This is a genomic window from Paenibacillus sp. CR_12, from assembly GCF_041953985.1.
Classification (GTDB): domain Bacteria; phylum Bacillota; class Bacilli; order Paenibacillales; family Paenibacillaceae; genus Paenibacillus_AQ; species Paenibacillus_AQ lautus_A.
Genome location: NZ_JAVFHO010000006.1, coordinates 403,035 through 427,625, shown reverse-complemented (window position 1 = coordinate 427,625; position 24,591 = coordinate 403,035). Strand labels below are relative to the sequence as shown.

The 24,591-nt window shown below is 53.1% G+C and carries 21 protein-coding genes and 1 other annotated feature; of the genes, 9 read left to right on the top strand and 12 right to left on the bottom strand.

Annotated elements, in window-relative coordinates; genetic code table 11:
- Positions 1-9 precede the first annotated feature (9 nt).
- Genes RB297_RS23515 through RB297_RS23505 form a run of 3 tightly spaced genes read left to right on the top strand, consistent with a single transcriptional unit; the run spans position 10 to position 3,737 of the window.
- Complete coding sequence (locus tag RB297_RS23515; protein ID WP_375121590.1) at positions 10-1,422, top strand: MFS transporter; 1,413 nt, start codon at positions 10-12, stop codon at positions 1,420-1,422.
- Positions 1,419-2,243, top strand: coding sequence for a MerR family DNA-binding transcriptional regulator (locus tag RB297_RS23510; RefSeq protein WP_375121589.1), 825 nt, complete (start codon positions 1,419-1,421; stop codon positions 2,241-2,243). Before RB297_RS23515 ends, RB297_RS23510 begins: the two co-directional genes overlap by 4 nt.
- A 12-nt stretch (positions 2,244-2,255) precedes the next feature.
- On the top strand, positions 2,256-3,737 hold the full coding sequence (locus RB297_RS23505; RefSeq protein ID WP_375121588.1) for a cellulase family glycosylhydrolase: 1,482 nt from the start codon (positions 2,256-2,258) through the stop codon (positions 3,735-3,737).
- A gap of 208 nt (positions 3,738-3,945) precedes the next feature.
- Here RB297_RS23505 and trpS read toward each other — a convergent pair whose 3' ends face one another.
- Positions 3,946-4,929, bottom strand: coding sequence for a tryptophan--tRNA ligase (trpS, locus tag RB297_RS23500; protein ID WP_375121587.1), 984 nt, complete (start codon positions 4,927-4,929; stop codon positions 3,946-3,948).
- Positions 4,930-4,979: 50 nt separating this feature from the next.
- Positions 4,980-5,256, bottom strand: a binding site (T-box leader).
- Between the two features lie 120 nt (positions 5,257-5,376).
- On the opposite strand from trpS, the gene RB297_RS23495 reads away from it, so the two are divergent.
- Both RB297_RS23495 and RB297_RS23490 read left to right on the top strand, forming a co-directional pair.
- A complete protein-coding gene (locus RB297_RS23495; RefSeq protein ID WP_375121586.1) occupies positions 5,377-6,348 on the top strand; it encodes a hypothetical protein in 972 nt (323 codons plus the stop codon).
- Between the two features lie 64 nt (positions 6,349-6,412).
- The gene (locus RB297_RS23490) at positions 6,413-7,993 is read left to right on the top strand and encodes a sigma-70 family RNA polymerase sigma factor (protein WP_375121585.1); all 1,581 of its coding nucleotides are present in this window, start codon (positions 6,413-6,415) and stop codon (positions 7,991-7,993) included.
- 119 nt (positions 7,994-8,112) lie between these two features.
- On the opposite strand, the gene RB297_RS23485 is transcribed toward RB297_RS23490, so the two are convergent.
- Together RB297_RS23485 and RB297_RS23480 are read right to left on the bottom strand one after the other, a co-directional pair.
- Positions 8,113-8,877 carry an SDR family oxidoreductase gene (locus RB297_RS23485; protein WP_375121584.1) on the bottom strand — a complete coding sequence of 255 codons (765 nt, stop codon included), beginning with the start codon at positions 8,875-8,877 and terminating at the stop codon, positions 8,113-8,115.
- Between the two features lie 199 nt (positions 8,878-9,076).
- Complete coding sequence (locus RB297_RS23480; protein WP_375121583.1) at positions 9,077-9,907, bottom strand: MerR family transcriptional regulator; 831 nt, start codon at positions 9,905-9,907, stop codon at positions 9,077-9,079.
- Between the two features lie 229 nt (positions 9,908-10,136).
- Between RB297_RS23480 and RB297_RS23475 the strand changes: the two genes are divergently transcribed.
- Positions 10,137-10,592: an SgcJ/EcaC family oxidoreductase gene (locus RB297_RS23475; RefSeq protein ID WP_213580768.1), complete on the top strand. Its 456-nt coding sequence runs from the start codon at positions 10,137-10,139 to the stop codon at positions 10,590-10,592.
- Between the two features lie 24 nt (positions 10,593-10,616).
- On the top strand, positions 10,617-11,423 hold the full coding sequence (locus RB297_RS23470; RefSeq protein ID WP_096775698.1) for a phosphotransferase family protein: 807 nt from the start codon (positions 10,617-10,619) through the stop codon (positions 11,421-11,423).
- A gap of 68 nt (positions 11,424-11,491) precedes the next feature.
- Here the strand turns inward: RB297_RS23470 and RB297_RS23465 are convergent, their stop codons facing one another.
- Positions 11,492-12,097 (bottom strand): DJ-1/PfpI family protein, encoded by a 606-nt coding sequence (locus RB297_RS23465; protein WP_375121582.1) that lies wholly within the window; start codon positions 12,095-12,097, stop codon positions 11,492-11,494.
- Positions 12,098-12,110: 13 nt separating this feature from the next.
- Positions 12,111-13,367, bottom strand: coding sequence for an MFS transporter (locus RB297_RS23460; RefSeq protein ID WP_375121580.1), 1,257 nt, complete (start codon positions 13,365-13,367; stop codon positions 12,111-12,113).
- 130 nt (positions 13,368-13,497) lie between these two features.
- Between RB297_RS23460 and RB297_RS23455 the strand changes: the two genes are divergently transcribed.
- Positions 13,498-14,853: an aminotransferase-like domain-containing protein gene (locus tag RB297_RS23455; RefSeq protein WP_375121579.1), complete on the top strand. Its 1,356-nt coding sequence runs from the start codon at positions 13,498-13,500 to the stop codon at positions 14,851-14,853.
- Between the two features lie 131 nt (positions 14,854-14,984).
- Here RB297_RS23455 and RB297_RS23450 read toward each other — a convergent pair whose 3' ends face one another.
- The 5 genes from RB297_RS23450 to RB297_RS23430 form a co-directional block, all read right to left on the bottom strand.
- Positions 14,985-16,073, bottom strand: coding sequence for a DUF418 domain-containing protein (locus RB297_RS23450; RefSeq protein ID WP_096775701.1), 1,089 nt, complete (start codon positions 16,071-16,073; stop codon positions 14,985-14,987).
- Positions 16,074-16,075: 2 nt separating this feature from the next.
- Positions 16,076-18,007: an FtsX-like permease family protein gene (locus tag RB297_RS23445; protein ID WP_096775702.1), complete on the bottom strand. Its 1,932-nt coding sequence runs from the start codon at positions 18,005-18,007 to the stop codon at positions 16,076-16,078.
- Positions 17,982-18,752, bottom strand: a complete 771-nt coding sequence (locus RB297_RS23440) for an ABC transporter ATP-binding protein (RefSeq protein WP_375121578.1) — start codon at positions 18,750-18,752, stop codon at positions 17,982-17,984. The genes RB297_RS23445 and RB297_RS23440 overlap by 26 nt, the downstream gene beginning before the upstream one ends.
- A 186-nt stretch (positions 18,753-18,938) precedes the next feature.
- Entirely contained in the window at positions 18,939-19,946 is a 1,008-nt protein-coding gene (locus tag RB297_RS23435; RefSeq protein ID WP_015737944.1) for a sensor histidine kinase, read from the bottom strand.
- Entirely contained in the window at positions 19,943-20,644 is a 702-nt protein-coding gene (locus tag RB297_RS23430; RefSeq protein ID WP_015737943.1) for a response regulator transcription factor, read from the bottom strand. Before RB297_RS23430 ends, RB297_RS23435 begins: the two co-directional genes overlap by 4 nt.
- 165 nt (positions 20,645-20,809) lie before the next feature.
- On the opposite strand from RB297_RS23430, the gene RB297_RS23425 reads away from it, so the two are divergent.
- Positions 20,810-22,225 (top strand): hypothetical protein, encoded by a 1,416-nt coding sequence (locus tag RB297_RS23425; RefSeq protein ID WP_015737942.1) that lies wholly within the window; start codon positions 20,810-20,812, stop codon positions 22,223-22,225.
- Between the two features lie 41 nt (positions 22,226-22,266).
- Here the strand turns inward: RB297_RS23425 and RB297_RS23420 are convergent, their stop codons facing one another.
- A complete protein-coding gene (locus tag RB297_RS23420; protein ID WP_192570274.1) occupies positions 22,267-23,472 on the bottom strand; it encodes a Ger(x)C family spore germination protein in 1,206 nt (401 codons plus the stop codon).
- A complete protein-coding gene (locus RB297_RS23415) occupies positions 23,469-24,578 on the bottom strand; it encodes a spore germination protein (protein ID WP_375121577.1) in 1,110 nt (369 codons plus the stop codon). The genes RB297_RS23420 and RB297_RS23415 overlap by 4 nt, the downstream gene beginning before the upstream one ends.
- Between the last annotated feature and the right edge of the window lie 13 nt (positions 24,579-24,591).

The following is a 24,591-nucleotide window of genomic DNA, read 5'->3' as shown; positions in this document are numbered from 1 at the left end:
GGATGGTAAATGTTAGGTAAAGCGCGAAGTGCCTTGCGGCAAGCCTTTCGCTTCACTGCTACCGGACTGACTCTAGGGGAGAAATGGCGTCTGGCTCTTCCTGGTCCGATCCTGTCAGTCGGGGGAGTGCTCATCCACAATGTGTTCTTGAAGTATTACACGGATATCATCGGTCTCAGTCCGAAGTATGTCGCTTGGGTGTACATTATCTATAACATCTGGAACGCGATTAACGACCCGGTGCTTGGCGTATGGATCGACCGAATGAGGCATCGCGCGCAGCGTGGAAAATACGTCTATATCATGAGAGTGACGGTGCCGTTCATGATCGTTTCCTCCTTCCTCATGATGCTGTCTAATCCGGCATGGGATCAGTGGTTGATCTTTATGCTGTATACCGCGTTGTTATTTATTTACGACACGGCTGCAACCGCTTACAGTATAGCCTATCAATCGTTTATGCTGATCGCGGCTCCAACCAAGGAGGAACGCATCGATGTTGGTGTGATCCAGAACTATTTATCCCAGGCGATGTCATTTCTGATCACCTTGATTCCGACGCTGCTGCTCGTCGGGGACGGAAAGCAGGAGGTGATCATCCCGATCTTCTCTGCCGTAATCGTGGCGGAAGCGATATTCTTCACCTGGGCCCTGAGGGGACTGAGAGAAGATGCGTTAATGTACGAATCACTGGATAAGCAGCATATCGATACAAAAGAGGTTTACAAAGAAGCCTGGCAGATCATCAAGTCCAGACCTTTCCTCACCTTCGTTATATTTTCCATTGTCACCGGCCCCGTGTTTTTCTACTTTACGCCGTTTCTCTACTACATGGACAGCGTAGTGCAATCAACGGGTATCGAAGCTACCGTCATCGATGTGAGTACGCATGTGATCGCGCTCCTGTTCTTGCCGGCCATGGGATCTATCGTCAAGAAAAATGGAACGAAGAAGAGTGTATACCTGGGGACCATCTTTGTGGTGCTCGGATACGGCGGGATTTTTCTTGCTTACGGCATATGGACCGCGGCGGCATCCTACGTTCTGATCGTTTTTGCCGTGAATTATCTCCGAACGGCAATATCTCCGGTCGGGGCGCTGCTCATCGACGAAAATGAGCGCACGACCGGCGTGCGGAAAACCGGGCTGTTCAACGGATTGTTCTCGTTATTCACGGTCGCCTTCTCCAGCCTGCAGACGGTTATCTTCATTAATGTGATCGGGGCATACGGATATGACGGTCTTGCGGCGGAACAGTCCGAGTCCGCCATGCTCGGCATTCGGGTAGCAACCGGCTTGATTCCATTAGCCGCTTTTCTCCTCGGATTAATTCCGCTGGCGATGTATCCTTTTGATAAGAAAAAAGAGGATGACATCTCCGCGTTCAGCAATAATGCCAGAAGAGGGGGGGTGAAGATGTGAAGGAACCGGCGTTAAATTTGAATTTTACGATTGGCGAAGTGTCCAAAATTCTGGATATCCCGATCGATACCTTGCGTTATTACGATAAGATCGGACTGCTTCATTCCCGCAATCGGGACGCCAACAAGTACCGCTATTATGATCTTGAGCAGTTCGATTCACTTATCACGATTCGAATGCTGCGGGCAATGGATGTGTCGATCGAGCGAATCCAAGCGCTGCTCCGGGACAACAGCCTAAACGCTATGCGCAGGCTGCTCTCCGACAAGCGTCAAGACATCGATCGCCAGCGGACTTATTTGAAACACCTGTCTCACAAGCTGGAAGTGCTTAATGTTCAGCTGCAACGGTTCGATAACACGGAGGTCATTGAGCTTGTACTAAGCCACCCGAGCTGGGTGCTCCTTACCGATTCAATCATGGAGAGCGGTGATCAGGGACTCGGGAGCAAAGTGCAGCAACAGATACGCAGAATCAATGCCAAGGAATGGCTTGCATTCTGCCATACCATATCGATTGTGTCCCAAGATAACCTTAACGCAGGCCGTTATCACAATTACCTGTACAATGGCATTCTGTCCACCTTCCCGATGGAGGATGACTCTTCCATCTTTCAGAGACTGGAGCCTCGCTACTGTGCCAGAAAATGCGTGATTATCGGCAGGGACGACTATGCCAAGATGGACCATCACTATGATCAGATGAAAGCTTTCATTCGCAATCGCGGACTAACGATCGCAGGCCATTCTCTTGAAGTCAATCTTTATAACCAGTACGACAATCATTACATTGAAATTTACATTCCGGTAGAAGAACGGTAGGGGGAAGCAGACATGAAAAAAATAGTGGTCGACGGGCAACGATTCTTGAATGAAGACGGCGCTCAAGTGATCCTGAACGGCATCAATCTCGTATGCAAGGACAAGGCAAAAGGATATGTTGAGCCCTGTGATGCCTCTTTGTTCGCCTGGTTTCGCGAACAAGGCTTTAACGTTATCCGTCTAGGTTTAATATGGGATGGCGTCGAGCCGGAGCCTGGGGTCTACGACGATGCATATCTGAGCAGAATCAAGCAGCAGGTTATATGGGCTGATCAGCATGATCTCTATGTTTTTCTGGATATGCATCAGGATTTGTACAGCGTGCACTACGGCGACGGGGCTCCGGCGTGGGCGACCCTCTCCGATGATCTTCCTCATGTTACCGGACATATATGGAGTGACGCCTACCTGGAAAGTCCGGCTGTGAACCGCGCTCTGGATCACTTCTGGCGGAATACGCCCGCTTCCGACGGGATCGGCCTGCAGGATCACTATGCAGCGATGTGGAAGCATGCGGCACAGTTTATGGCTGATTGCCCGAATATTATCGGTTATGACCTGATGAACGAGCCGTACCCCGGAACAAGCGGACAGGAGGTGCTCGGCACCATCATTGCCGCATATGCGGGTCATGTGATGGGAATAGCCGACCCGAACATGGAGCAGCTTGCCGGACTCTGGTTTGACGAGGAAAAGAGGCTGGAGGTTCTTGCCGGGATGGCAGAGATGGATACGTACCGCATACTCGTCGACAGCGCCAGAGAAGCATCGCAAATCTTCGAACGGGAGGTTCTCGCGCCCTTTTTCAACAAGACGGCGGCAGCCATTCGCTCCGTTTCCCCGGACGGATTTTTGATGCTGGAAACGAGCTATTTTTCGAACATGGGGATCGAGTCCGGCTTGCAGCTTGTGCAGGATCCAGCCGGTCAAACCTTACACCATCAGGTGTTCGCACCGCACGGCTATGATCTGGTGGTCGATACGGAGCATTATGACATTTATAATCAGGATCGCGTCGAGCTGATTTTTGCTACCCATCGCAAGGTGCAGGAACGGTTGAACGTGCCGGTCCTGGTCGGGGAATGGGGAGCTTTCTCCCAGCATCCGGCAACCTTTCAGCTTTCCAGGCAGATCATTGCGATATTGGAGCGGTATCTTTGGAGCAATACATACTGGTGCTGGTGTGACGGCTTCAAGGAAGCCCCATATGCCAAGGCGTTGAATCGCGCGTATCCGCAAGCGACAGCCGGCGTGCTCTCAGCATACCGTTATGATCATGATACCGGCAGTTTAAGTATAGATTTCGTTTCATCCGTTGGAGAAACATTGATTTACCATCCCCATCTGGAGTCGATATCCACAAGCGACGTGGCGGTCGCCGGTACGGACGCCTATCAAATCGAGCTGCGTCCTTTCCCGGATTCGAAGAGCGGCATCTTGGCGATCACCGTTCCTGATCAAGGGAATAAGATTACGGTTACGATAGGGAGATGATGTCAAGGGGGGACAGCGACATGGCAGGCATCTCAATAAACAAGTCGGGAATCAGAAGAACCATGGGTTATAGCGAGGCAGGACAGACTAAAGCGGTGTAGACGCTTATGTACAACATAAAAAGGCCGGCCGACAAAAATAAGCAGGGCGTCCCTTGTTCTGATTCCCGATAAGGATCAGTAATTAAGGGGACGCCCTCTAGGTTCTTTCAGAACGTGACCAATCCCATCGCTTTCTTGGCGGCAAGCAGTGTCGGGACTGCGGTTTCGGAAGCCCGCTTCGCTCCGTCCATCAAAATGCGATCAAGCTCGGAGGAATTCACGATTTGATGGAACCTCTCCTGGATCGGTTGAAGTTTCTCGATGACCACTTCGGCTAATTCCTTCTTGAACGTACCGTATCCTTGGCCTTCATACCGTTTCTCGATGACGGAGATGGCTTCCTCGGAGAATACGGAATATATTTCGATCAGATTGCTGACCGCCGGCTTCTGCTCCCAGTCATGCCGGATCTGGCCATCGGAGTCGGTAACGGCCCTGGAGAACTTCTTGCGGATATCCTCCGGCGTATCCATCATGTGGACGCAGCTGTTCTTATTCGGGTTGCTTTTGCTCATCTTCTTGGACGGATCGTCAAGCCCCATGACGCGGGAGCCAATATCCTGAATGATCGGCTCAGGCACCGCAAACGTGCGGCCATACCGGTTGTTGAAGCGCTCGGCCACATCGCGGGTCAGCTCCAGATGCTGCTTCTGGTCGTCGCCGACAGGCACGTGCGTAGCCTGGTAGAGCAGCACATCGGCAGCCATCAGGACCGGATACGTAAACAATGCAGAGCTTACGGTATCCTTTCCGTCCGATTTCTCCTTGAATTGGGTCATGCGCTTTAATTCACCAAAATGCGCCTGCGTCTCCAGCAACCACCCGAGCTCTACATGCGCAGGGACCTGCGATTGCAGAAAGATCGTCGCTTTATCGGGGTCAATGCCCGACGCAATGTACAGCGCGGCAATGTCCCGCGTGCGCTGGTGCAGCTCCATGGGATCCTGATAGACCGTGATCGCATGCAGATCCGGCACGAAGAAATAGGACTCATACTCATGCTGCAGCTGCACATATTGACGGAGGGCACCTCCATATCCGCCAATATTCAAATCTCCGCTCGGCTTGATGCCTGACAATAATCGTTGCATAAAAACCACCTCCTGATTGTTTGCGAACAACACAAAAACACCTCATCCCTCTATGGGACGAAGTGTAACTTTCGCGGTACCACCCAAATTCGACCGTACGGTCGCTCTTTAGCATGACGCGGAAATGGGGAAACGCACCATTATCCCTGCCATATCTCCCAAAGTAACGGTGGAGAGCCGTCAAGGCCTACTGCTCCGGCACAGATCGGAGGTTCGGGTTGAAGCGAGAAGATCCATTCACTTATTCCGGAGTACCGGGCCTCGCACCATTCGCCGGTTCGCTTGGACCTCAAGAGATAAGCTACTATTTCTTCTCATAGCCGTGTGGTATGTTGTTCTTAAATTCATCTGTGCAGCTCTGTTCGAATGTGAATAGAGAACAAGATGATTTGATGAGTATCATCACACAGATGTTAGGTGAATGTCAAGAGGGATCGGGGGGTCAGGATGAGCGATAAGGACAGAGCGATTCTTGGGGACGGATTATCCATACTGTCGCAGTGCAGAATGCTAACAGGGGATATTTGGCAGGCTCATTACGGAGCGGCCGCGATCGCGGGTTATTTTTTTGTAAAGGCAAACCATTTGCCCGGGAAGGTCGAGGAGGCCGTTACGGCGGAGAACCAAAGGATGATCGCCAAGTATTTGCAGTCGGGAACGGTGACAGGGGAAAGCTTGAGTGTGAAAAGTGCCGAATCAAGGATTCTTGCGGCCCTTGACGTTACGATTGATGGGCTGCACTGGGTCGGGCACAATGTGATCTATGCCGCAATAAGCCTGGCTGCACTCCACGAGCTTGGAGGCGGTCTACGGCATGAAGCAGCCGATATCGCGGAATTAATGGCCTCTTTCACGAAGACGATTCCGGGAAGGTCCTGGATCGGATATTCTGCTGCCGAGGTCAAACGGTTGACCCTGGATGAACTTGATGGGATATCGGAAATAACGGACGGCGATCAGCTGTCGGCCTTCATTTTAAACGAGCTGGCCTCTTATTCGGTGATCTACCGCGCAGAAGCCCATCATGACTTGATGGGGCATATGCTGACGTACTCGCATGCCTTAAACATTTTGTACGATCTTGGCCATCATGATTATTTCCACAGAGGCTTGCCGGGTCTGCTCAAAATCGTGAAGGTGCTCCGTGCCAGCCGCCAGCTGGATCCTGCAGAGCCGATCCGAATCGTGTCTCCGGTGGATCGGCTGCCACTCGTGGAGGCTCCAAGATCGGCTTGGCTGCCGCACCAGCCGGAGTACTGGGCGGGTATCGACGGGGCTGTCATCGATTGGGACTTCGGCCATCTGTTTAAATTCCCGTTCAGTTTCTACCATCATTGGAACCGTGTTTCGGAGACTCCGGCGAAGGCTATGGAGAATTTTCGATATATCATCCATCCGGTGCAGACGATCATTTCCTGAAGAGAGGTAACCTTTTTCATTTAGATCGGCACTTAAGGGATAGAGACACCGGGAGGGAGGTGAAGTGAGCGTGATCCAGTGGATTGAGGAAGCACGGAGGGGAAGTGCGGAGGCCCAGGAAAGCCTGGTCCGGCATTTTACCGGCATGGCGCTGGCCGTGGCCTACGATAAGCTGCAGGATTCTCATTTGGCGGAGGACGCCGTGCAGGAGGCCTTTACGGATGCCTTTGCGAATCTGCATAAGCTGCAGGATCCCCGGCGTTTCCCCGGATGGTTCAAAGTGATCGTGGAGCGGCAGTGTTACAGAGACTTGCGCCGCAAGCAAATGCAGACGTTTCCGCTGCATGAGATAGAATTGCCGATGGGAGATCAGCGAAGCTTGGAGTCGGTCGTGGAAAAGAGAGAGCTGATCGGTCAGCTGCATGCCACGATCGCGGACTTGCCACCCGGCATGAGGATTGCGGTCCAGCTCTATTATTTTCAAGGCTACAGCCTGCGTGAGATTTCGCAATATTTGAACATTTCCTTGCCGGCACTGAAAAAACGGCTTTTTGATGCCCGGCGGAAGCTGAAGAACACGCTGCACGTAGCCGACTTTGTATCGGTGTTCACCGATCTGTATGAGGGAGGAAAGCGCATGCTGCATATCGTTAACGGGGATTCGGTAGGGGATAAGCTGAAGCAAGGGAACATTCAAGGAGATATCCTGGTGTGGAGGGAGCTATATTCGTTTGGTCCGGTCTTCACGAAGATGGACGAGCCGGATCATCGGAGAACAAGAGCTCAGTATTTGGAGCAAACGCTGGGGATTCCGCAGAAGGAATATATCGGGACCTGCGAGTCGCAGGAGAAGAAGCTCCAGAATTTTCGAAAATATGACGAAGTTGTGCTCTGGTTTGAGCATGACCTGTTTGACCAGACCATGCTGGCCTACTTGCTGCATTGGTTTAAGGAACAGTCACTGGGGAATACGAGGCTGAGTCTGCTATGCATTGGCGCATACCCGGGCATCGAGCTTTTTCGCGGGCTGGGGCAGCTTAGCGCAGAGCAGCTCGAGACTTTGTCGGGCACATGGCATGCGATTGGAGACGAAGAGCTTATGCTGGGCAGCATGTTGTGGGAAGCCTATACCTCGGATCTGCCGGAGAAACATCAGCGCATGCTGGAGGTGGATTCCTCGGCACTGCCTTTTGCTAGGGATGCGTTCGAGGCCCATCTGGCACGGCTGCCCTCTGTGAGCCATGGACTCGGGATCATCGAGCAGACGACGTTAGAGGCTGTAGCGGGCGGAATTCATACGCCTTATGAGTTATTCCGCAATGTAGGTGACCGGCTTCATGCACTCGGAATGGGAGATCTGGAATTCTGGCACTATTTGAAGAAGATGACGGAGGGATCGGATTCCTTGCTGGTTATCGATGGCCCAGCGTCGTTTCCTGACTTCAAACTGGCTGTACCCCATTTTCAAGAACGGGTGCTGCAAGTGACGAGTTTGGGGCATGAGGTGCTGGCCGGTAAGACCGACTATGCCTGCGCCGCAACGATCGATAAATGGGTAGGAGGCTTGCAGGCAAGGGGGAAGGATCCGTCATGGCGCTGGAACCCGGAGCGGAAGACGGTTGTGCGGATAGCTGAAGCCGATTAACCGAAGACATAGGAAAAGAGCGATATTGAGCAGAGTGACGAATCCGATTAACAATAGAATACAGCAAAAGAGCTATCCTTTCTGGCGTTAATGCCAAGCAAGGATAGCTCTTTTCATAGTTACAGATGAGAGCCGCCGGTTGCATCGACCATCTGTCCCGTGACCCAGCGCCCGTCACTTGATGACAGAAACGCTACGATGTCCGCAATATCCGACGGCTGACCGATTCGGCCAAGCGCGGACATCTCTGCGGCATGCTGCTGCCCTTCCGGAGTATGAAGCCATGCAGCATTCACGTCCGTATCCACGATGCCCGGAAGAACCGCATTCACCGTGATCCCGCGTGGACCCAGCAGCTTGGCGAGGTGCAAGGTGAACGTATTGATGGCTCCCTTGGTGATGTTGTAAGCCATAATATGCGGATAGGCGATACGCGTCACACCGGAGGAGATGTTGACGATGCGCCCGCCGTCACGCAGGAGCGGCAGAGCCTGTTGGACCAGAAAGAACGGTGCTTTTACATTAACGGCAAGCAGCTCGTCGAAGCTCTCCTCGGTCGTCTCTTCAAAGGTCTTTGAGGTTCCGATGCCTGCGTTATTCACCAGAATATCAAAATGCTGGTCCCCCGTTACATGCAGCAGCTCCTCCTTCAGCGAATGGATAAGCCCCTTGGCTCCATCTACCGATTCCAGCCCAGCACCTAAGGCGATAGCTCGCCCGCCTTGAACCTGTATGGTCTGCACAACCTCATCCGCAGCATCCCGGCGGTTTCCGTAATGAACAACGACCAGTGCCCCTTCTTCCGCCAACCGAAGCGCGATTCCTTTACCGATTCCTCGGCTTCCGCCTGTAACCAATGCAACTTTGTTTTCCAATCGTTTCATGAAACTCCACTCCTCTTGTTTGATTTAAAGCTACTGTACACTCTCCGGTTAGGGGGAGAGTCAAGAGGTTGATTTAGAATTTTTCGAGAGTTATTCATGAACAACAAAGACATGGCGATAACTGCTGCTGTAAGTACGGATGGAGGCGATGGAGGTTGGGCAGAGGCCCGCTCCGACAGCCTATCACGATAAGGATGGGTTACAACGCGTTGCCTTGTAAGGGGATAAGCAATTCCGCGGGGCGCTTCTTGCCATAGATATCTTTATCCGAGGTGAGATAGATTTCGCGGATCGGCTCCCGATCCGATTGAACAAGGCCTTGGGACGAAATCCATGCTTTGAGCTCGGGTGCAACGGGACAGCTATAACCGTACGGATCACAACGATGTACAAGAGATGCGGCGGATTGAAGCATCGGCAGGTAGTCCACACGAACACGGCCATTAACAGGTATGTCCCTGGTTATGGGGATTGCGACTTCGATGTCGGCGATGTCGGCATTCTCGCTGCCGTGATCATGCCAAAGGATGGTTAACTGGCTAGCTTCCTCTTCTCCATAAGAGGAAGCATATTTCGTAATCTCATCAAGCAAGAGACATAGCTGGCTGCGGGGGACTTGGTCGCGAATCGAAGCGGCGAGCTGGGATGGGACTTCCCGGATACGGATGAAGCCTGCCGGATCACCGGCTTCCGATGGCTCCAAGCGCGACATTCTGCTGTTCACCTCATCCAGCTGCAGCTGGAGGGTCTGCATCGCATGTCGAAGCTCCGTCATTTTATCCGCAAGTTTGTTCTTTACGGCATCGGTTCCTATATCCTCTTCAAAAAAATCCTTGAGCTGTTCCAAGGTAAACCCCTGTTCCTTGTAGGCGGCAATCCGCTTGACGGTCAGAAGCTGCTCCTCGGAATAGTAACGGTATCCGCTTTGCTCATCAACATGGGCCGGCCTTAACAAGCCCAGCTCATCATAATAACGCAATGTTTTGATGGAAATGCCGCTGACCTTGGCAAAAACGCTGATCTTCATCATACCGTTTGCTACCTCCTTTACGATTCGGTCTCTCGTGGATAACGATATCATATCCCGCTCTCCTGCCTACGTAAAGAACGCAACTCGCCGGAACTGAAGGAACCACTCGGTCCCAAGACCGAGTCTGTTTTCATCCCGGGGCGGGAATTCAATACGGTCGGATTATCGTACAATGTGTTCAAAGAAGATTCGTGATTCCCCCTTAATAGCAAGAAAGGAGATAAGGCTGATGAACGGAACGCATGAGGATCGTCAGGCGATCCTGAGATTATTCGATTCGCTGTCCAGGGCGTGGGGAGAAGGGAATGGCCGGGCTTATGCGGAATGCTTTACAGATGATGCGGATTACGTGACGTTTAGCGGACAGCACTTGAAGGGCCGCCAAGAGATTGATGAGGTTCATCAGAAGCTGTGGGACGGGGTGCTCCGCGACTCCAAACTGGTAGCGGGACCGACCCCGACGCAGCTGCGTTTCCTGACCCCGGAGCTTGCGATAGCTCAGGCTACGGGAGCGGTGCAGCTCAGATTCCATAAGAAGCCGCCCACCAGCCGCTTCTCCATTAATACCAACGTGCTGGTCAAAGTGAACGGAGAGTGGAAGATATCGGCGTTTCATAACTGCCGGATTCAGAAGCCAGGCTGGATTCAGCGGATGATGATGCGTTCGAATTCAAAATCCAGCTGACATAAAGATGTGGAGGATGAGCCTTTGAAGAAGGGTGCGCTGATTGGAAAAGGCAGGAGTGCAGAGGTCTATGAATGGGGAGAGTCTCAGGCACTAAAGCTGTATTATGAAGGGTATCGCCCGGAATGGGTGACGTATGAGGCGGAGATGGGACGCATCGTTGCGGAAGCGGGGGTTCCCGCCCCTTCCGTCTTTGACATGGTGGATATTGAAGGACGTACGGGGCTGGTGTATGAACGGATTACGGGCCCTTCGATGCTGCGTCAGGTTCAATCGGCACCGTTTCAGCTAACGAAGTGCGCCCGGGATATGGCGCAGCTCCAACATGCGACGCACAGCTGCACGACCAGCCTGCTGCCGCCGCAAAAAGAAAAGCTGGAACACGCGATTCTTGATGCAAGCGGCATCCTGCAAGAAAAAGCGCAGGCCATATGCAAGGTGCTGGATTCATTTCCGGAAGGCGATTCCATCTGCCATGGCGACTTTCACCCGGACAATGTGATCGTCGCGGAGAACGGATGCCGGGCGATCGACTGGAACAATGCCCATGTGGGTAACCCGCTATGCGACGTCGCCAGGACATCGCTCATGTTCCAATCGCCGTTTAACCCGGTCGATCAGCCGGGCATCCTGGTGCTTCCGCTTCGGATGGCCCGCATGCTGTGGAATAGAGTATACCTGAACGAGTACTGCCGATTATCCCGTGCGAAGCTGGAGGATATCGACCGGTGGATGCTGCCCGTAGCGGCGGCCAGGCTGAGAGAGGATGTTCCCGGGGAAAGAGATTGGCTGCTCGGGCTGATTGAAGACCGGCTCCGTGCTTATGCTTAATGAAATTCCTGCGGAGGGAGAGCGGCTTCCATAATATAGGGCAAGTTCCCCGGTCGCCGCATCCGGATTTACATGCCTGTCTTCGCATGATATACGGAGGATGAGGTTCCCGTACGGTAATAGGGGTAGCTCATATCCGTCTGGACCCGTTCCGCCGTCGCTGCATCGGTTAGCCTTTCGAGCACATATAAGCCGAGATCAATGGACGATGACACTCCGCTCCCCGTAAAGAGATGGCCGTCCTGTACAATGCGTGCTTGAACAACTTCCTTGCAGTAGGGTGTCAACAGCTCGTAAGCCGAAGCGTTGGTGGTAGCCCGCTTGCCCTCCAGCAAGCCGGCCGCGCCCAGAAGCAGCGATCCGGTGCAGACGGATACGAGATGTTTGGCTTCCCGGGCGGTCTGCAGCCAAGTCAGCACATCGGGGTCGCACCTCAGCTCCCTCGTGGTAAAGCCGCCAGGCACGAAGACCAGATCGTATTCCGAAAGATCCGGTTTGACCCGGGATACGACATACGCCAATCCGCGATCATCGGTAATTTGCGTGCTCAGCGCGCAATAATCCCAGGATATATCCGCTTCGGGACGGATGCGGGCAAGCCGGGTCATGACTTCGGTGAAGCCGATCAGGTCCAGGGCCGTCATGCCATGGAATAGAATGAAAGCCATTTTCATCAAAAACACCTGCCTATAGTGACTTTTTTAAGTTGGCGCCGCCCGGCTGACCTGGAACGGAACGCCTTCGATTCAGCGCACGATGAATCCGGTAATAGCCCATGGCCGACAGAGCGCTGAAAATCAGGTTGATCCCGATCAGCGCTTGGTAGCTGTTCGTAAGGTCATACAGGAATCCGCCGGAGAAGGAGCCGAGAACGGCGCCCGCCTGATGGAAAATAAGCAGCGTTCCGGCCTGCAATCCAACGGAGCGATGGCCCATGGCCTCGCCGGCTACCAGAATACCGCCCGGAATGGCTCCTAAATAGCTGGCTCCGAAGATGATCGAGAAGAGGATCGGAGAGGCGCTGAAGTGCAGATACAGCACCATAAAGGCCACGATTCGAAATACGTACAGGAAGGACAAGGCCAAACTCCTCGACATCCGGTCCAGGAGGAAGGCAAACAGCAGTCCGCCTGTCAGCTCAAGCAAACCGAGAATACTCAGTGAGGACGTGAACATTACCGAACTGATCTGATGATGGCGATGGATGGCCATCAGGTGCATTTCAACCGTTCCCATGCTGAAGCCGCATGTGAACAAAGCGAAGACCACCAGAAGCACGGTGCGGCTGGTTACCATCTCCTTGGCGATCGGGAGGATCCGTGGCCTCCCAGCCGTTGGGGGCGATTCAGCAGCGGAGGGGTCGGCCTCGTGCTCTTCGCGCTTTCGTTCTTTCATGATAAGCAAGGTGAGCGGTATGGATACAAGCGTGCTCCATAAGGTGAACGTGAATGCCGTTGTCCAATCGAGCCAGTCCCGGTTGCTTACAAATAGAGGCGTCAGAATGGCCAGGCCGAGCGAGCTCGCGCTGGTCATGATCATGAGTGCCTTCGCTTTATGGCGGCTGAACCAGCTTGTGACCACGACATAACCTGTACTTGCAGCCATGCCGGAAAGGCCGGAGAGCAGCCCGAGCCCCAGGAAGAATCCCGCCGGATGACGAAACGTAAGCACGGTCAGCATGGACATCACGCCAAACAGGGCGTTCAGGAGCATCATTTTTTTGGGACCGTATCGATCGGTCAACCATCCGCCGAGCGGAGAACAGATGGCGGCAACGGCAATGTTAACGGACCAGGTGAAGCTGATAAAGGTGAGGTCGACGCTTAAATCCCTTGCCATTTCGTGCTGGTAATAAGACATGACAAACCGGCTGATGGCCGCCGCAAACCCTAGCATCCATAGAAATATGAGAATGACCCATGCATAACCCCGGTCTCTTTTCATCGAAGCCCCGTCAGCCCCTCTCCCAAGTCTTTACTTCCGTTATGTCATGCAATAAGCTAATTTTAATCATGGAATCGGAAATGAACAGGACAATTTAGAGCAACTGTATCAATACAGGGGGAGAAGCGGGATGGACACGAAGCACGAACAAATTGTTGCCCATATGATCCGCGAAGTGGAGAGGGGGCATATCCGATCAGGTCATAAGCTGCCATCGGTCAGAGCCTTGGCCAAAATGTTCTCCTGCAGTCCCAATACGGTCGTTCGTGCGTATCAGACCTTGGAGCGCGATGATGTCATCTACCCGGTACCCAAGAGCGGTTACTATCTCGTGGAGGGGAGGGGCCCAGCCTCTGCGCGGACGGAAAGCGGGCCGATTGATTTCGCCTCAACGACGCCCCGGGGCGATTTTTTGCCGTTTCAGGAGATGGAGCACTGCCTGCGCAAGGCGATTTCCTTATACAAGGAGGAGCTGTTCGGTTACACCGATCCACAGGGGATTTTTTCGTTAAGGAACGAACTGAGCAGGTATTTTCACGCGCAGCAAATGTTCGCTAAACCTGATCAAATCGCTGTGGTGACCGGGGCTCAGCAGGCCTTCTCGATCCTGACGCGCATGCCTTTCCCGGGTGAGGAGGGACGGGTGGTCCTGGTGGAGCAGCCGACGTATTTCGGTTTCTTGGCGGCGGCGCGCGTTGCAGGCTGTCCGGTGATCGGCATCCATCGGGATGAGCATGGTATCGACCTGGAGGTGCTGGAGTCTTATTTTCGCAGCGGACAGATCAAGCTGTTCTACACGGTGCCGCGATTCCTCAACCCGTTAGGCACCTCGTATTCGCTGGAGCAGAAGAGGCGTATCGCGGACCTCGCCCGGCAGTATGATGTCTATATCGTGGAAGACGATTATCTGGCGGACCTGGAGGAGGATTCGAAGGCGGACCCGTTGTACGCACTGGATCAGTCGGACCATGTCATCTATGTCAAAAGCTTCTCGAAGACGATCCTGCCAGGCATTCGGATGGGCGCCGTCCTTCTTCCGGATCGGCTGTTGGATCCGTTTATTAGGCATAAAAACGCCGCAGACATATCGTCGCCGATCCTCTCCCAAGGCGCGCTTGAACTTTATATCAAGAGCGGCATGTACAACCGCCATGCAGCCCGCATCCGGGAGCATTACCGGGAGAAGATGCGCTATGCCATCGAGGTATGTGCCCGTGTCTTCGGCAGCGGCATTCACTATACGTGCCCCTCCTCCGGCGTGTTCATCACCATCCGGCTGCCCCAGTATGTAAAGGCATCCGCACTTCAGGATCGCTTGCTGCAGAGAGGTATCTCGGTTACGAACGTGGATCAGCATCTGCTGCCGGAGAATCAGCGCAATGACCGGATTCGGTTATGTATCATCGGGGTGGAGAAACCCCGAATCGAGGCGGGTATGATTGTGATCGAGGAGGAAATACGGCGTTTAGAGCGGCGGATGAGGTAGAAGGAATGACGGATCAAGCTGGGCAGCAGCTTGGGGAGAACACTTGGAAAACCTGCAGCACGGCTGCTTCCGGAATTAAGGGTTATCATCGATTCCGTCATCGGGCAAAGACAAACCAACAAACAGGAGACCTATAGGTCTCCTGTTTGTTTGCGAATCGGCACGAGGGTCCAATAGGTACCGCATCGCCACAACCATTCCAAAGGTCCGTATTGGAACCAACGCATCCACAGTTGGCTGGCTATGATCTGGAATATCACAATGCCCAGGGAAACGAGCGAGGACACGACATAAGTCGTCGGTGTGGTGTTCAGCATGAAGCGCTGAATGCCTACCAGAAAGACGGTTTGCCCAATGTAGTTGGTAAGCGCCATGCGCCCGTATGCCTGTAACGGATACAGCATCTTCGCACCTACGCGGGTACGTCCAAGCATTAAGAGAGAGCTTAGATAAAATACGGATACGAGAGGGCCTGTCGCCACCCCGATATGTGCCAGAGTGAAGGCGGCTTCCATGGTTGGCGACGGCGACTCGCCTGCTACCTCGAACAGAAACGATGGCATCGGCTCGGAAGGCGCTACCCGCCACATGACGCCGATGACCAAAATCGTTCCTAACAGAGACGGTATCCAAATCATGCGCAACGAGCGTAATCTTAATCCCTTGTTGATCGCATCGAGTAATCGATATTGGCCAGCAGCTAGACCTAATACGATCAGGAAAGGGATGGTGAGGAGTTTGACGCCCATAACGGCCGCCAGAACAAACCCCGCCGATCCGATGAGAAGGTTAACCCTCCGCGGAGCCCAGTAGAGAGGAACCGTAAGCAGGCCAACAACCGCGTAATAGAATAATGCTTCCCCCGATTGATACTGCTGATGGATGAAGCCGATCAGCACCAGAATCGCTAACCGGCGAATATACAGCCGAAGTCTTGGCTTTCCGCCCATTGTAGCGCTTCGTGATAGAAACATGTAGAATCCAAGTCCGAACAGAAACGTGAAGATGGTATAAAATCGGGCTTCCACAAAAAAGTTAAGTCCTCGCTGAAGCCAATAATCAGCTGCCGTTTCGGGTGTGGCGATGAGCCAGAGTCCCAACACGTTGACAAACGGCAGTCCAAGGAGGGCAAATCCCCTGAATTGGTCCAAAGAGTACAAGCGTGTCTTTTCAAGGGAAGGGCCATACCGAGTCGCGGCGTCGTGTTGTCCTGAATGCATGATCACACCATCATCCTGTTCACTGATTTTATATAACGGGCTCTGGCGATCAGGAAATATATCATTTGGGCGACTAAGAATGCCGATGAGGCTGCCATTACAGGTCCGTTTACATTCGGGACATCCAGGTAGCCTAGAATCGGGTCGAGCACGACCAAGGACTGCAGGGCTGCAACCAGGATGGGAATAAAGAACAGCACGGCAATCTGAATGGTTGCGGAGATGTTCATCTCTCGCGCGCTGAGTCCGATCTTGGACAGGGAACGGTACATCGCCTGATCGGCCGAAAGCTCCGTATGCAGTTTGAAATACAGGAAGCTTGCGGTTGAGATCGAGAAGATCAGGGCGACAAACACCCCGATAAAGCTGAATAACGAAAATCCCTGTTTATTGACGTAATAGCTCTCCGCCCTGGATTCTATATAGCCTTCGCTGATTGCACTTCCGTTCCACTCCGACAGCTCGAGACCGAGCTTGGTTTCGGGGTCATCCTTCTCGGGGAGTCCTTGGGAATCGGGAAGAATAAACGGATACGTATGATTCACACTGATTTCATTTGCTTTGTTCCCGCCCCTCAACTCTTCAAACATGGTGTCCGTAACGACCAGCAATCTGCCGCTATATACCAAAGCCGCAATCCGGTCTGTGCGGTTCTCCAGGATGAAAGAGTAGGGTTGGCCGGATAATTCGATATCTGCTTCCGTTAGCTTCCCTTTACTCTTCCTCGCTGCATTCGGGGTTTCCGTCAATAAGGCTTCATTCTCGCCGAGTGTCCCGGCCGGCTTGGTATTCATCATAGCAGCCAAACGGTCGTATTGGGATTGCGGCATGATGTGTAAGGAATCCTCCCCATTCGCTGACAAGCGATAGTAGATGGTTTCGACCTCCGCTCGTTTATACTCCAGCCCTTCTGTCTGCAGGCGATTGTCAATCAGGGCCAATTCTTCCTGCGCCTTAATCTCGTCGGTATTGTTATAGTAGGTGTAGCTGAGCGCGTACGGGTTATCCAAATATACCGATTTGATCGATTGCTGCATGGCCAGTACGAAACCGGTGCTCATGGAAGCCAGCGCTACCACAACCGTGACCAGAAACAGCATGCGGGCATTATCCTTAATCTTGTAACTCATTTCGGAAATCCACAGCAGGTTTGTTCCTTTCCAGGTGGTCCTGCGACTTCGCTGCAGCATGCGGACAATCCACACGGACAGCTGGGAGTAGAAGAAATACGTGCCCATAATTCCGGTTGCCGCAGCGATTATCAATCCCGCAGGGTCTAACGCTTTGACACGAAGGACGGAAAAGCCGATGGTAAGCAGCACCACGCCTAAGAGGGCCAGGAACAGATTGGCTTTCGGTTCGGTTTTAGGTTTGCTGGTGCCTTTGAGAAGCTCCAGAACTTGATTCTTCCGGATAAATAACAAGGTAAAGAGCGAAATGACGAGAAACAGCGCAGCGAACGCACCTGCGGTCAGCAGCATCGCTTTGACCGGCCAATAGAACGGCAGCTCGTCCATATCGATCACCTTGGTGCTGATGAGCAGGAACACCTTGGATAACAGCATTCCGCTGGCGATGCCCGTTACGATGGCAATGGCGCCAATCAGAATGTTCTCCAGGAAAATCAGCCAATTGATCTGTTTGGCTTCCGCTCCCAGAATCGTCAGAATGCCGAATTCCCGATTTCTCGACTTCAGGAATACGCTGATCGAATACAGCACGAACAAGAAGGCAAACACATAGACGATCACCGTGGCAATTGTCATTCCCGTACGCGTCATCGCGCCCATGGGCGAATTCTCGATGGCCGGATGGTAGATGAATACCGCGTACGTAAAGAAAATCATGACCATGAATGAGCTGCTCAGCAGGTAAGCGAAGTATTGGCGAGCATTCCGCCGGACGTTATTAAACGCGAATTGAGGAAAGCTCACTTGTATTCCCTCCCCAGAACGATAGCGTATCGATGATTTTTTGGAAAAAGGCCTGCCGGTTCTCTCCGCGGTGAATCTCGGCGGCAAGCTTGCCGTCTTTAATAAAAACGATGCGGTTGCAATAGCTTGCGGCCAGTGGATCATGCGTAACCAGCATTAACGTGGTATGATCCCGCTCATTGATCTCTGCGAGCGACTCCATCACGATCCGAGAGGAGTTGGAATCGAGCGCTCCCGTAGGCTCATCCGCAAGCAGCAACAGGGGCGAGCCGATGATCGCCCGGGCAATCGCGGTGCGCTGCCTTTGGCCCCCCGAAATTTCGTACACGCGTTTATTCAGAATTTCCCGGATGCCAAGCCGCGAAGCGGTTTGCTGCAGCAGCGATTCCATGTCCTTGAGCGGACGGCGGTCCAGCGTAAGCGGGAGCACGATATTCTCGGCAACCGTTAGCGTGTCGAGCAGATTGAAATCCTGGAACACGAAGCCGAGCTGCCTCCGGCGGAAGTGGGCAAGCTCGCTTTTTTTCATTTGGTAAGGATTGCTGCCCCCGATCCTGACCTCGCCCGAGCTTGGACGGTCGATGGTGGATACCATGTTCAGCAGGGTGGTTTTGCCGCTGCCGGATGGCCCCATGATGCCGACGAATTCTCCTTCTTTGATGGTGAGATGAATATCGGTAAGAGCTTGTGTCGCCACTTTGCCCGCATATACTTTGTTTAAAGCCTTTACTTCAAGAATATCCATAAATCCATAGGCTCCTTTCTATAACCTCAGTGTAGCCTAACTCTACCGCATTCCGACATGCTCCTGCTATGGATTTAGGTGAAACGGAGCTTACATCTTCCATAAGGTTATGTTCGCATATTCTGTTCGTATCCTGAGATGCCGGCATGAAGTTTAAGCTTAACCGCCCATGAAAATAAGGCACACCTATGAAAAAGATGTGCCTTGGATTGCTGCAGTGCGCAGCGTTAAGATAACGGTGGTTCCCTCACCGAGCGTGGATTCCAGTTCGACGGAATGGTCAAGCTTATGGGCGATTTCACGGACTAGGTACAGGCCCATGCCGGTGGATTCATGATATTGCCGGCCGCGCTCGCCGGTGAAGTAGGGATGGAATACCCGGTTGATGTCCTCCGGTGCAATGCCGATCCCCTCATCGCGGATACGAAGTTTGATGTGTTTCCCTGCTTCTTCTGCAGTGAATTGAATCTTCTTGCCGGGGCTGCCGGAGTAGTTCACGGCGTTCGTCAGAATTTGACCCAGCATAAATCGAAACCATTTGGCATCCGTGTAGACGGAGATCCGATCATCGATGCGAAACACCGGGGTAATCCCTTTGCGAATGAATAGCTTTCGATTCTCCACGACGGATTCGCTGACCGCGGCACGGAGTCCGACGGCTTCTACCGCGAAGTCCTGCTCGAACCGGTCCAGGCGTGCAGTATACAGCACCATTTCGAGGCCTTTGCGTATTCGTTCAAGCTCTTCCCGTATATGTTCGGCGGGTGCTTCTTCGACTTCATCGAGCGTTAATTGAATCACCGACAGCGGGGTCTTCATCTGATGAACCCAGCGGTTGACGAAGGCCAGATGCTGGTCGGTTCCGCTTTGATGCCGATGCAGCTGTTCCCGGTATAAGCGTTCATAATGGCTGATCCGCTCGTGGATCGCTTCCGGCAGCGGCGCATCGCCCAGAGGAGGATTGGAGAACTCCTCCGAAAGTTCCTGGCTGGAAAGCTCTTGATACATCGTGCGATGAGAGAGATACCGGTACACCAGATAGACCAGCAGCACGACGCTGCTCAACAGTACCCCGTATAGTACGACAGTAAAGGGTCTGCCTTCACCGGTAAGCCAGTACAGCAGGGGGACAAGCAGCATTTGAACGGCAAAAAACAGCATGAGCGGGAGGTGCTCCCTCAAAAAAAGTTTCATAGGGTCTCCTTGCCTGTCATGAACCGGTAGCCTGCTCCCCGGACGGTTTCGATGAGATCCCCGGCTCCGAGTTCACGAAGCTTGCGGCGAACCCTCGTAATATAAACATTCAACGTATTGTCGTCAATGAAGTGCTGATCTTCCCACATGAGGTCCAAGAGCCGCTCGCGGCTGACCACGCGGCCGTCTTTTTCCATGAGCATCGTCAGCAGGGCAGCTTCCTTCTGGGTTAACTCGGCCGACCGGTCTCCATAGGTCACGAGGAGTCGCTCTGGATACAGGAGGAGACCGGCGCTTTCAACGGTAGGCTCCTCCTCCTGGCCGGAGGCATAGGCGCCGACCGCGCGGCGCAGGTGGCTGCGGACTTTGGCCAGGACAAGCTCCATGTCAAACGGCTTCGTAATATAATCATCGGCCCCGTTTTCGAGCGCCATGATCTGGTCCATGCCGCTGTCGCGTGCCGAGATGAAGATGATCGGGCAGTGGGATTGGGTGCGGATTTGACGGCACCAGTAGAATCCGTCGTATTTCGGCAGATTGACGTCCAGCAGAACCAGATCCGGCTTCGTCTCCGCAAAAATGTCCATCACGCGGTTGAAATCTTCGATAATCCGTACGTTGAAATCATATTTGGAGATCGCTGACCTTAGTTTATCCGCGATTCGTTCATCGTCTTCCACAATCAGAATGGTATACATGTCATCAACTCCTTTAACGCAAAGCAGGGGCTTGCATTCACTATACCACACCCTTCCCGGAGATCCGTAAGCGTATGATAAGTACGGGTCATGAACCCTTGCCCAGGCCCATGCATAAGATGTAGTCACACAAAACCTGCTGCCTGGGAAAGGGCGTGGCTTCATATGGGAATTCATCTAACCGCGATTCACTGGGTTTACCTGGCGTTTATCGTATTGATCATGACGCTGTTGATCCGGCGGCGCGATACGACGCTGGTTTGCATTACCGGAATATTCGCGCTCGGCATTCTGGCAACGGAGACGCTGAGCGGCTCGGTCTCCGGCGTATTTAATTCATTTATCTACGCGACCAAAGAGCTGATGGGCACGATCATGATTATTTCCATTATCGTGGCGATGAGCCGGGTCTTGATCAAGACGGGGATCAACGAGACGATGGTGGCCCCGCTAACCCGTTTTCTCCGTACTCCGGCTATGGCTTACTGGGGCATCGGCATCATCATGATGGTGACCTCCTTTTTCTTCTGGCCGTCACCGGCGGTAGCGTTAATCGGGGCGGTCCTGCTTCCCGTTGCCATCCGGGTCGGCTTGCCTGCCCTGGGAGCAGCCGTGGCGATGAATCTGTTCGGGCACGGCATCGCGCTATCGGGGGATTATATCATTCAAGGCGCGCCTAAATTGACTGCCGATGCAGCCGGATTGCCTGTAGCCAGCGTCATGGCCGCGAGTGTGCCGCTCGTGATCGTGATGGGGCTGGTGACGACCGTGGCGGCATTTTGGATGATGAAGAGAGATCAGCGCAATGGCAGCTGGAGGGATGGATTGGTCTCCATCAAAAGCACGGGAGACGCGCTGACCACGCGAACCGATGAGGATGATACCGTTGCAGCCGTTTCTCCCGGCATGAAGAAATGGCTGGCCATCGCGATCCTGCTCCTGTTCGCGGCAGACGTCGCGGCCATGTTCATCTTGAAGCTGCAAGGCGGAGATGCGACGGCCCTGGTAGGCGGAACAGCCGTCCTGATCCTCGGCGTCATTGCGCTGGTCGCTCATCGCAACCGCGGTTTGGAGAAGGTCACCTCGTATTTGATCGAGGGCTTCATGTTCGGATTTAAGGTGTTCGGTCCCGTCATTCCCATTGCGGCTTTCTTCTATCTGGGGGATGCTGCGTTCAGCGATCTGTTCGGCAAAGTGCTTCCGGAAGCATCCCATGGGATCGTGAACGACCTGGGGGTTGCCCTTGCGAATGCGGTACCGCTGAACGGCGCCGTGGGTTCGGTGACGTTGACGATCACCGGTGCCATTACGGGTCTGGACGGTTCGGGCTTCTCCGGCATATCGCTCGCCGGCTCGATCGCGCAGTTGTTTGCAACGGCCATCGGCTCAGGGGCAGCTACCCTGACCGCGCTCGGCCAGGTTGCCGCCATCTGGGTAGGCGGCGGGACGCTCATTCCATGGGCACTGATTCCGGCCGCAGCCATCTGCGGGGTCAGCCCGTTCGAGCTGGCAAGACGGAATCTGAAGCCGGTGCTGCTAGGCCTTGCCGTGACAACGGTCGTTGCGATGTTTTTGGTGTAAGCCAAGGCAAAAGAGCGCTGACGGTATTGCGTCAGCGCTCTTTAATCCGTTGAGGAACCGAAGTCCGTGATCTTCATGTCGACTTCATACGTAATGGGGATATGGCTAAAGGTTTCATCCCAATCCTTCTCTACTTTTTTCCACAATTTTGGATATTTGATTCGGATCTGATCGGCAAAGCCCCCAACGTCTACATGATAGACATGCTGCATTTTATCCAGAACCTGTTCGATCTGTTTACGGGCTTCTTCTTCAAACAGTCGTTCCAACTCTCTCATATATTGCTCGGTTGTGGGAATCTCCGGAAAGCTCCAATCCTCAATTAATCTGCCTTCCGAACGGACCTTGATATGAAATGATATTTCGTCTCCCTGAACCTTGGGGATAATGGTGCTGTGGGAATTCTTGGGCTCATAAATAACGGTATGTCCGGTTTTATGCGCGTACGTTTTCAGCGCCCCTCCCTTCACGTCCTCCTTGATCCAGGATAAGCCTTCAAGATCATATTGGCTTAGTTCCCCGATAAATTTCTTGGTATTGCCTTTGAATACGGCGGCACCCGAGAATTTATGCTCGCTTTGCGCGGTAACGACATTTTGCAGCAGGAAGCTCTCTCCCGACTGCATGGTGCTATCCAGCTTTATGAGTGACATCGGGGGAAGGATTTTGTTGGAACGATAGCGGTTATCCACAAGACCCATCAAGTAGAAAGCTGGGATCTCCCCGGGTTCGGTGGAGCTCAACGCTTCAAGTGCACTCCGGTGGCTCACCACTACCAGGCAGCTGGGGCGGATATCATTATCCCGGAGAATAAAATCAAGAATCTGCTCCAGGCTGTACCGTTTGGCGAGTTCGCTTGAGACGACGATGACCTTGAGATGATGGCCGATCAGCGGACGGTCTCTTCGCAGAGCAAACTGGCGGAAGATCTGAATAAGGGAATCTCCCGTTAATTGTTCATTCAGATAGGCTTTGCTGGGGGAAGACGAGCTGGATCCGCCTTGTTTCTCGCTCTTGCTCGTAATCGGGGGCACGATCTGAACCGTCGCCGTCAGCACTTTCCTTTTGGGGTAGGTCGCCCCTTGTTGGTTGATCTCCCGTTCGAATCGGGATTCATTCGCTGCATCCAGTCCTAAACCTACATAGACGCTGACATCCTCGATCTCGTTGCTGCTCCAGCATCCGGTTGTCAGCAGCAGCAGGACGCTGGCCGTTACTATCGACACGCATCGTTTATATCTGTTCATTTCGGCTTCCCCCCTTTCTTGCGGGCCTTACTGATCAATAATAGGATGAGCGGCAGTCCCCCGAATAAATATATCGACATATAACCTACGGTATCTCCCAGCTTGAATGTCTCCGACACATCCTTCGGCACCATGGCGATCAGGAAGATCACCGGAAGCATGATGAAGAGGATGGGGCGTATATTCTTCTTCAGCAGCTGGGAGAGCCCTAGCGAGGCTGCGTAATGCGCGACCGTAAAGGTCGAGAATATTTGCATGATCCAGATGACAAGCAGCAGGGATTCAAAGCGCTCGAATATCAAGCCCTGCATCTCGAAACTCCGCATTAAGTCCAGCGTGGGCCAGGTTCTCTTCTGTACGCCGTGAATGGAGAGCCCGCCAATGACCATGATGACGGTGATCAAATAGATCACCATGGGAACCGTAATACCGACGAGCATAGCCTTGGTGCCTTTCTTGGGCGACTTCATGAACGCCATGGCAACAAACATGATCTCGTAACCGGTGAACGATAACAGTGATGGTTTAATGCCTTGCAGCACGGGCATGATGCCCGATCCAAGCACCGGCCTTAAATTTTTAAAGTCGAATATGCTGCTGCTCAGCATAATTGCAATAATGAAGAACAACAGCGTAATGGGCAAAATGATCTCGTACATTCTGGCGATGCAGTTGATCCCTCCTGTGGTCAAATACAGACCGATCCACATAAACGTCATCACGATGATCCATACGGGTGTGCCCTCAAGCAGGTATAGCCCCGTAACTTCCGCCATCACCCGGATTTCAAAAGCAGAAATGGTAATGAGATAAGCAATGACCAGCAAGCTCAACAGGAAGGCCACCCATTTACCAGTGATCTCGGGCACGAATTGAAAATAGGTTTTTCCCTGAAATCTGCGGCATAGCGTCACGACGATGAATCCGGCCAGCATGATGATCATGCCGGAGATTAGAATGGATATCCATACATCCGGGGTTTTGGCAGCCTCTACCGTCGTTCTCGGGAGCGTGAGAATACCGGCTCCCAGCATGTAGTTAATGATCATGACGGCAGCCTGGGAAGTGGTAATTTGGTCTTTGGGCTGTAAACTGGAGCTGCTCATGTTCCTCACCTCA

Bases quoted from the DNA above. Each gene is read 5' to 3' on its own strand.
- RB297_RS23465 (WP_375121582.1), bottom strand. From the start codon at position 12,097: ATGAAAATGGCTTTCATTCTATTCCATGGCATGACGGCCCTGGACCTG.
- RB297_RS23455 (WP_375121579.1), top strand. From the start codon at position 13,498: ATGGACACGAAGCACGAACAAATTGTTGCCCATATGATCCGCGAAGTG.
- RB297_RS23415 (WP_375121577.1), bottom strand. From the start codon at position 24,578: ATGAGCAGCTCCAGTTTACAGCCCAAAGACCAAATTACCACTTCCCAG.
- RB297_RS23430 (WP_015737943.1), bottom strand. From the start codon at position 20,644: ATGTATACCATTCTGATTGTGGAAGACGATGAACGAATCGCGGATAAA.
- RB297_RS23485 (WP_375121584.1), bottom strand. From the start codon at position 8,877: ATGAAACGATTGGAAAACAAAGTTGCATTGGTTACAGGCGGAAGCCGA.
- RB297_RS23460 (WP_375121580.1), bottom strand. From the start codon at position 13,367: ATGAAAAGAGACCGGGGTTATGCATGGGTCATTCTCATATTTCTATGG.
- RB297_RS23425 (WP_015737942.1), top strand. From the start codon at position 20,810: ATGGGAATTCATCTAACCGCGATTCACTGGGTTTACCTGGCGTTTATC.
- RB297_RS23435 (WP_015737944.1), bottom strand. From the start codon at position 19,946: ATGAAACTTTTTTTGAGGGAGCACCTCCCGCTCATGCTGTTTTTTGCC.
- RB297_RS23475 (WP_213580768.1), top strand. From the start codon at position 10,137: ATGAACGGAACGCATGAGGATCGTCAGGCGATCCTGAGATTATTCGAT.
- RB297_RS23505 (WP_375121588.1), top strand. From the start codon at position 2,256: ATGAAAAAAATAGTGGTCGACGGGCAACGATTCTTGAATGAAGACGGC.
- RB297_RS23450 (WP_096775701.1), bottom strand. From the start codon at position 16,073: ATGCATTCAGGACAACACGACGCCGCGACTCGGTATGGCCCTTCCCTT.
- trpS (WP_375121587.1), bottom strand. From the start codon at position 4,929: ATGCAACGATTATTGTCAGGCATCAAGCCGAGCGGAGATTTGAATATT.
- RB297_RS23515 (WP_375121590.1), top strand. From the start codon at position 10: ATGTTAGGTAAAGCGCGAAGTGCCTTGCGGCAAGCCTTTCGCTTCACT.
- RB297_RS23420 (WP_192570274.1), bottom strand. From the start codon at position 23,472: ATGAACAGATATAAACGATGCGTGTCGATAGTAACGGCCAGCGTCCTG.
- RB297_RS23440 (WP_375121578.1), bottom strand. From the start codon at position 18,752: ATGGATATTCTTGAAGTAAAGGCTTTAAACAAAGTATATGCGGGCAAA.
- RB297_RS23495 (WP_375121586.1), top strand. From the start codon at position 5,377: ATGAGCGATAAGGACAGAGCGATTCTTGGGGACGGATTATCCATACTG.
- RB297_RS23480 (WP_375121583.1), bottom strand. From the start codon at position 9,907: ATGATGAAGATCAGCGTTTTTGCCAAGGTCAGCGGCATTTCCATCAAA.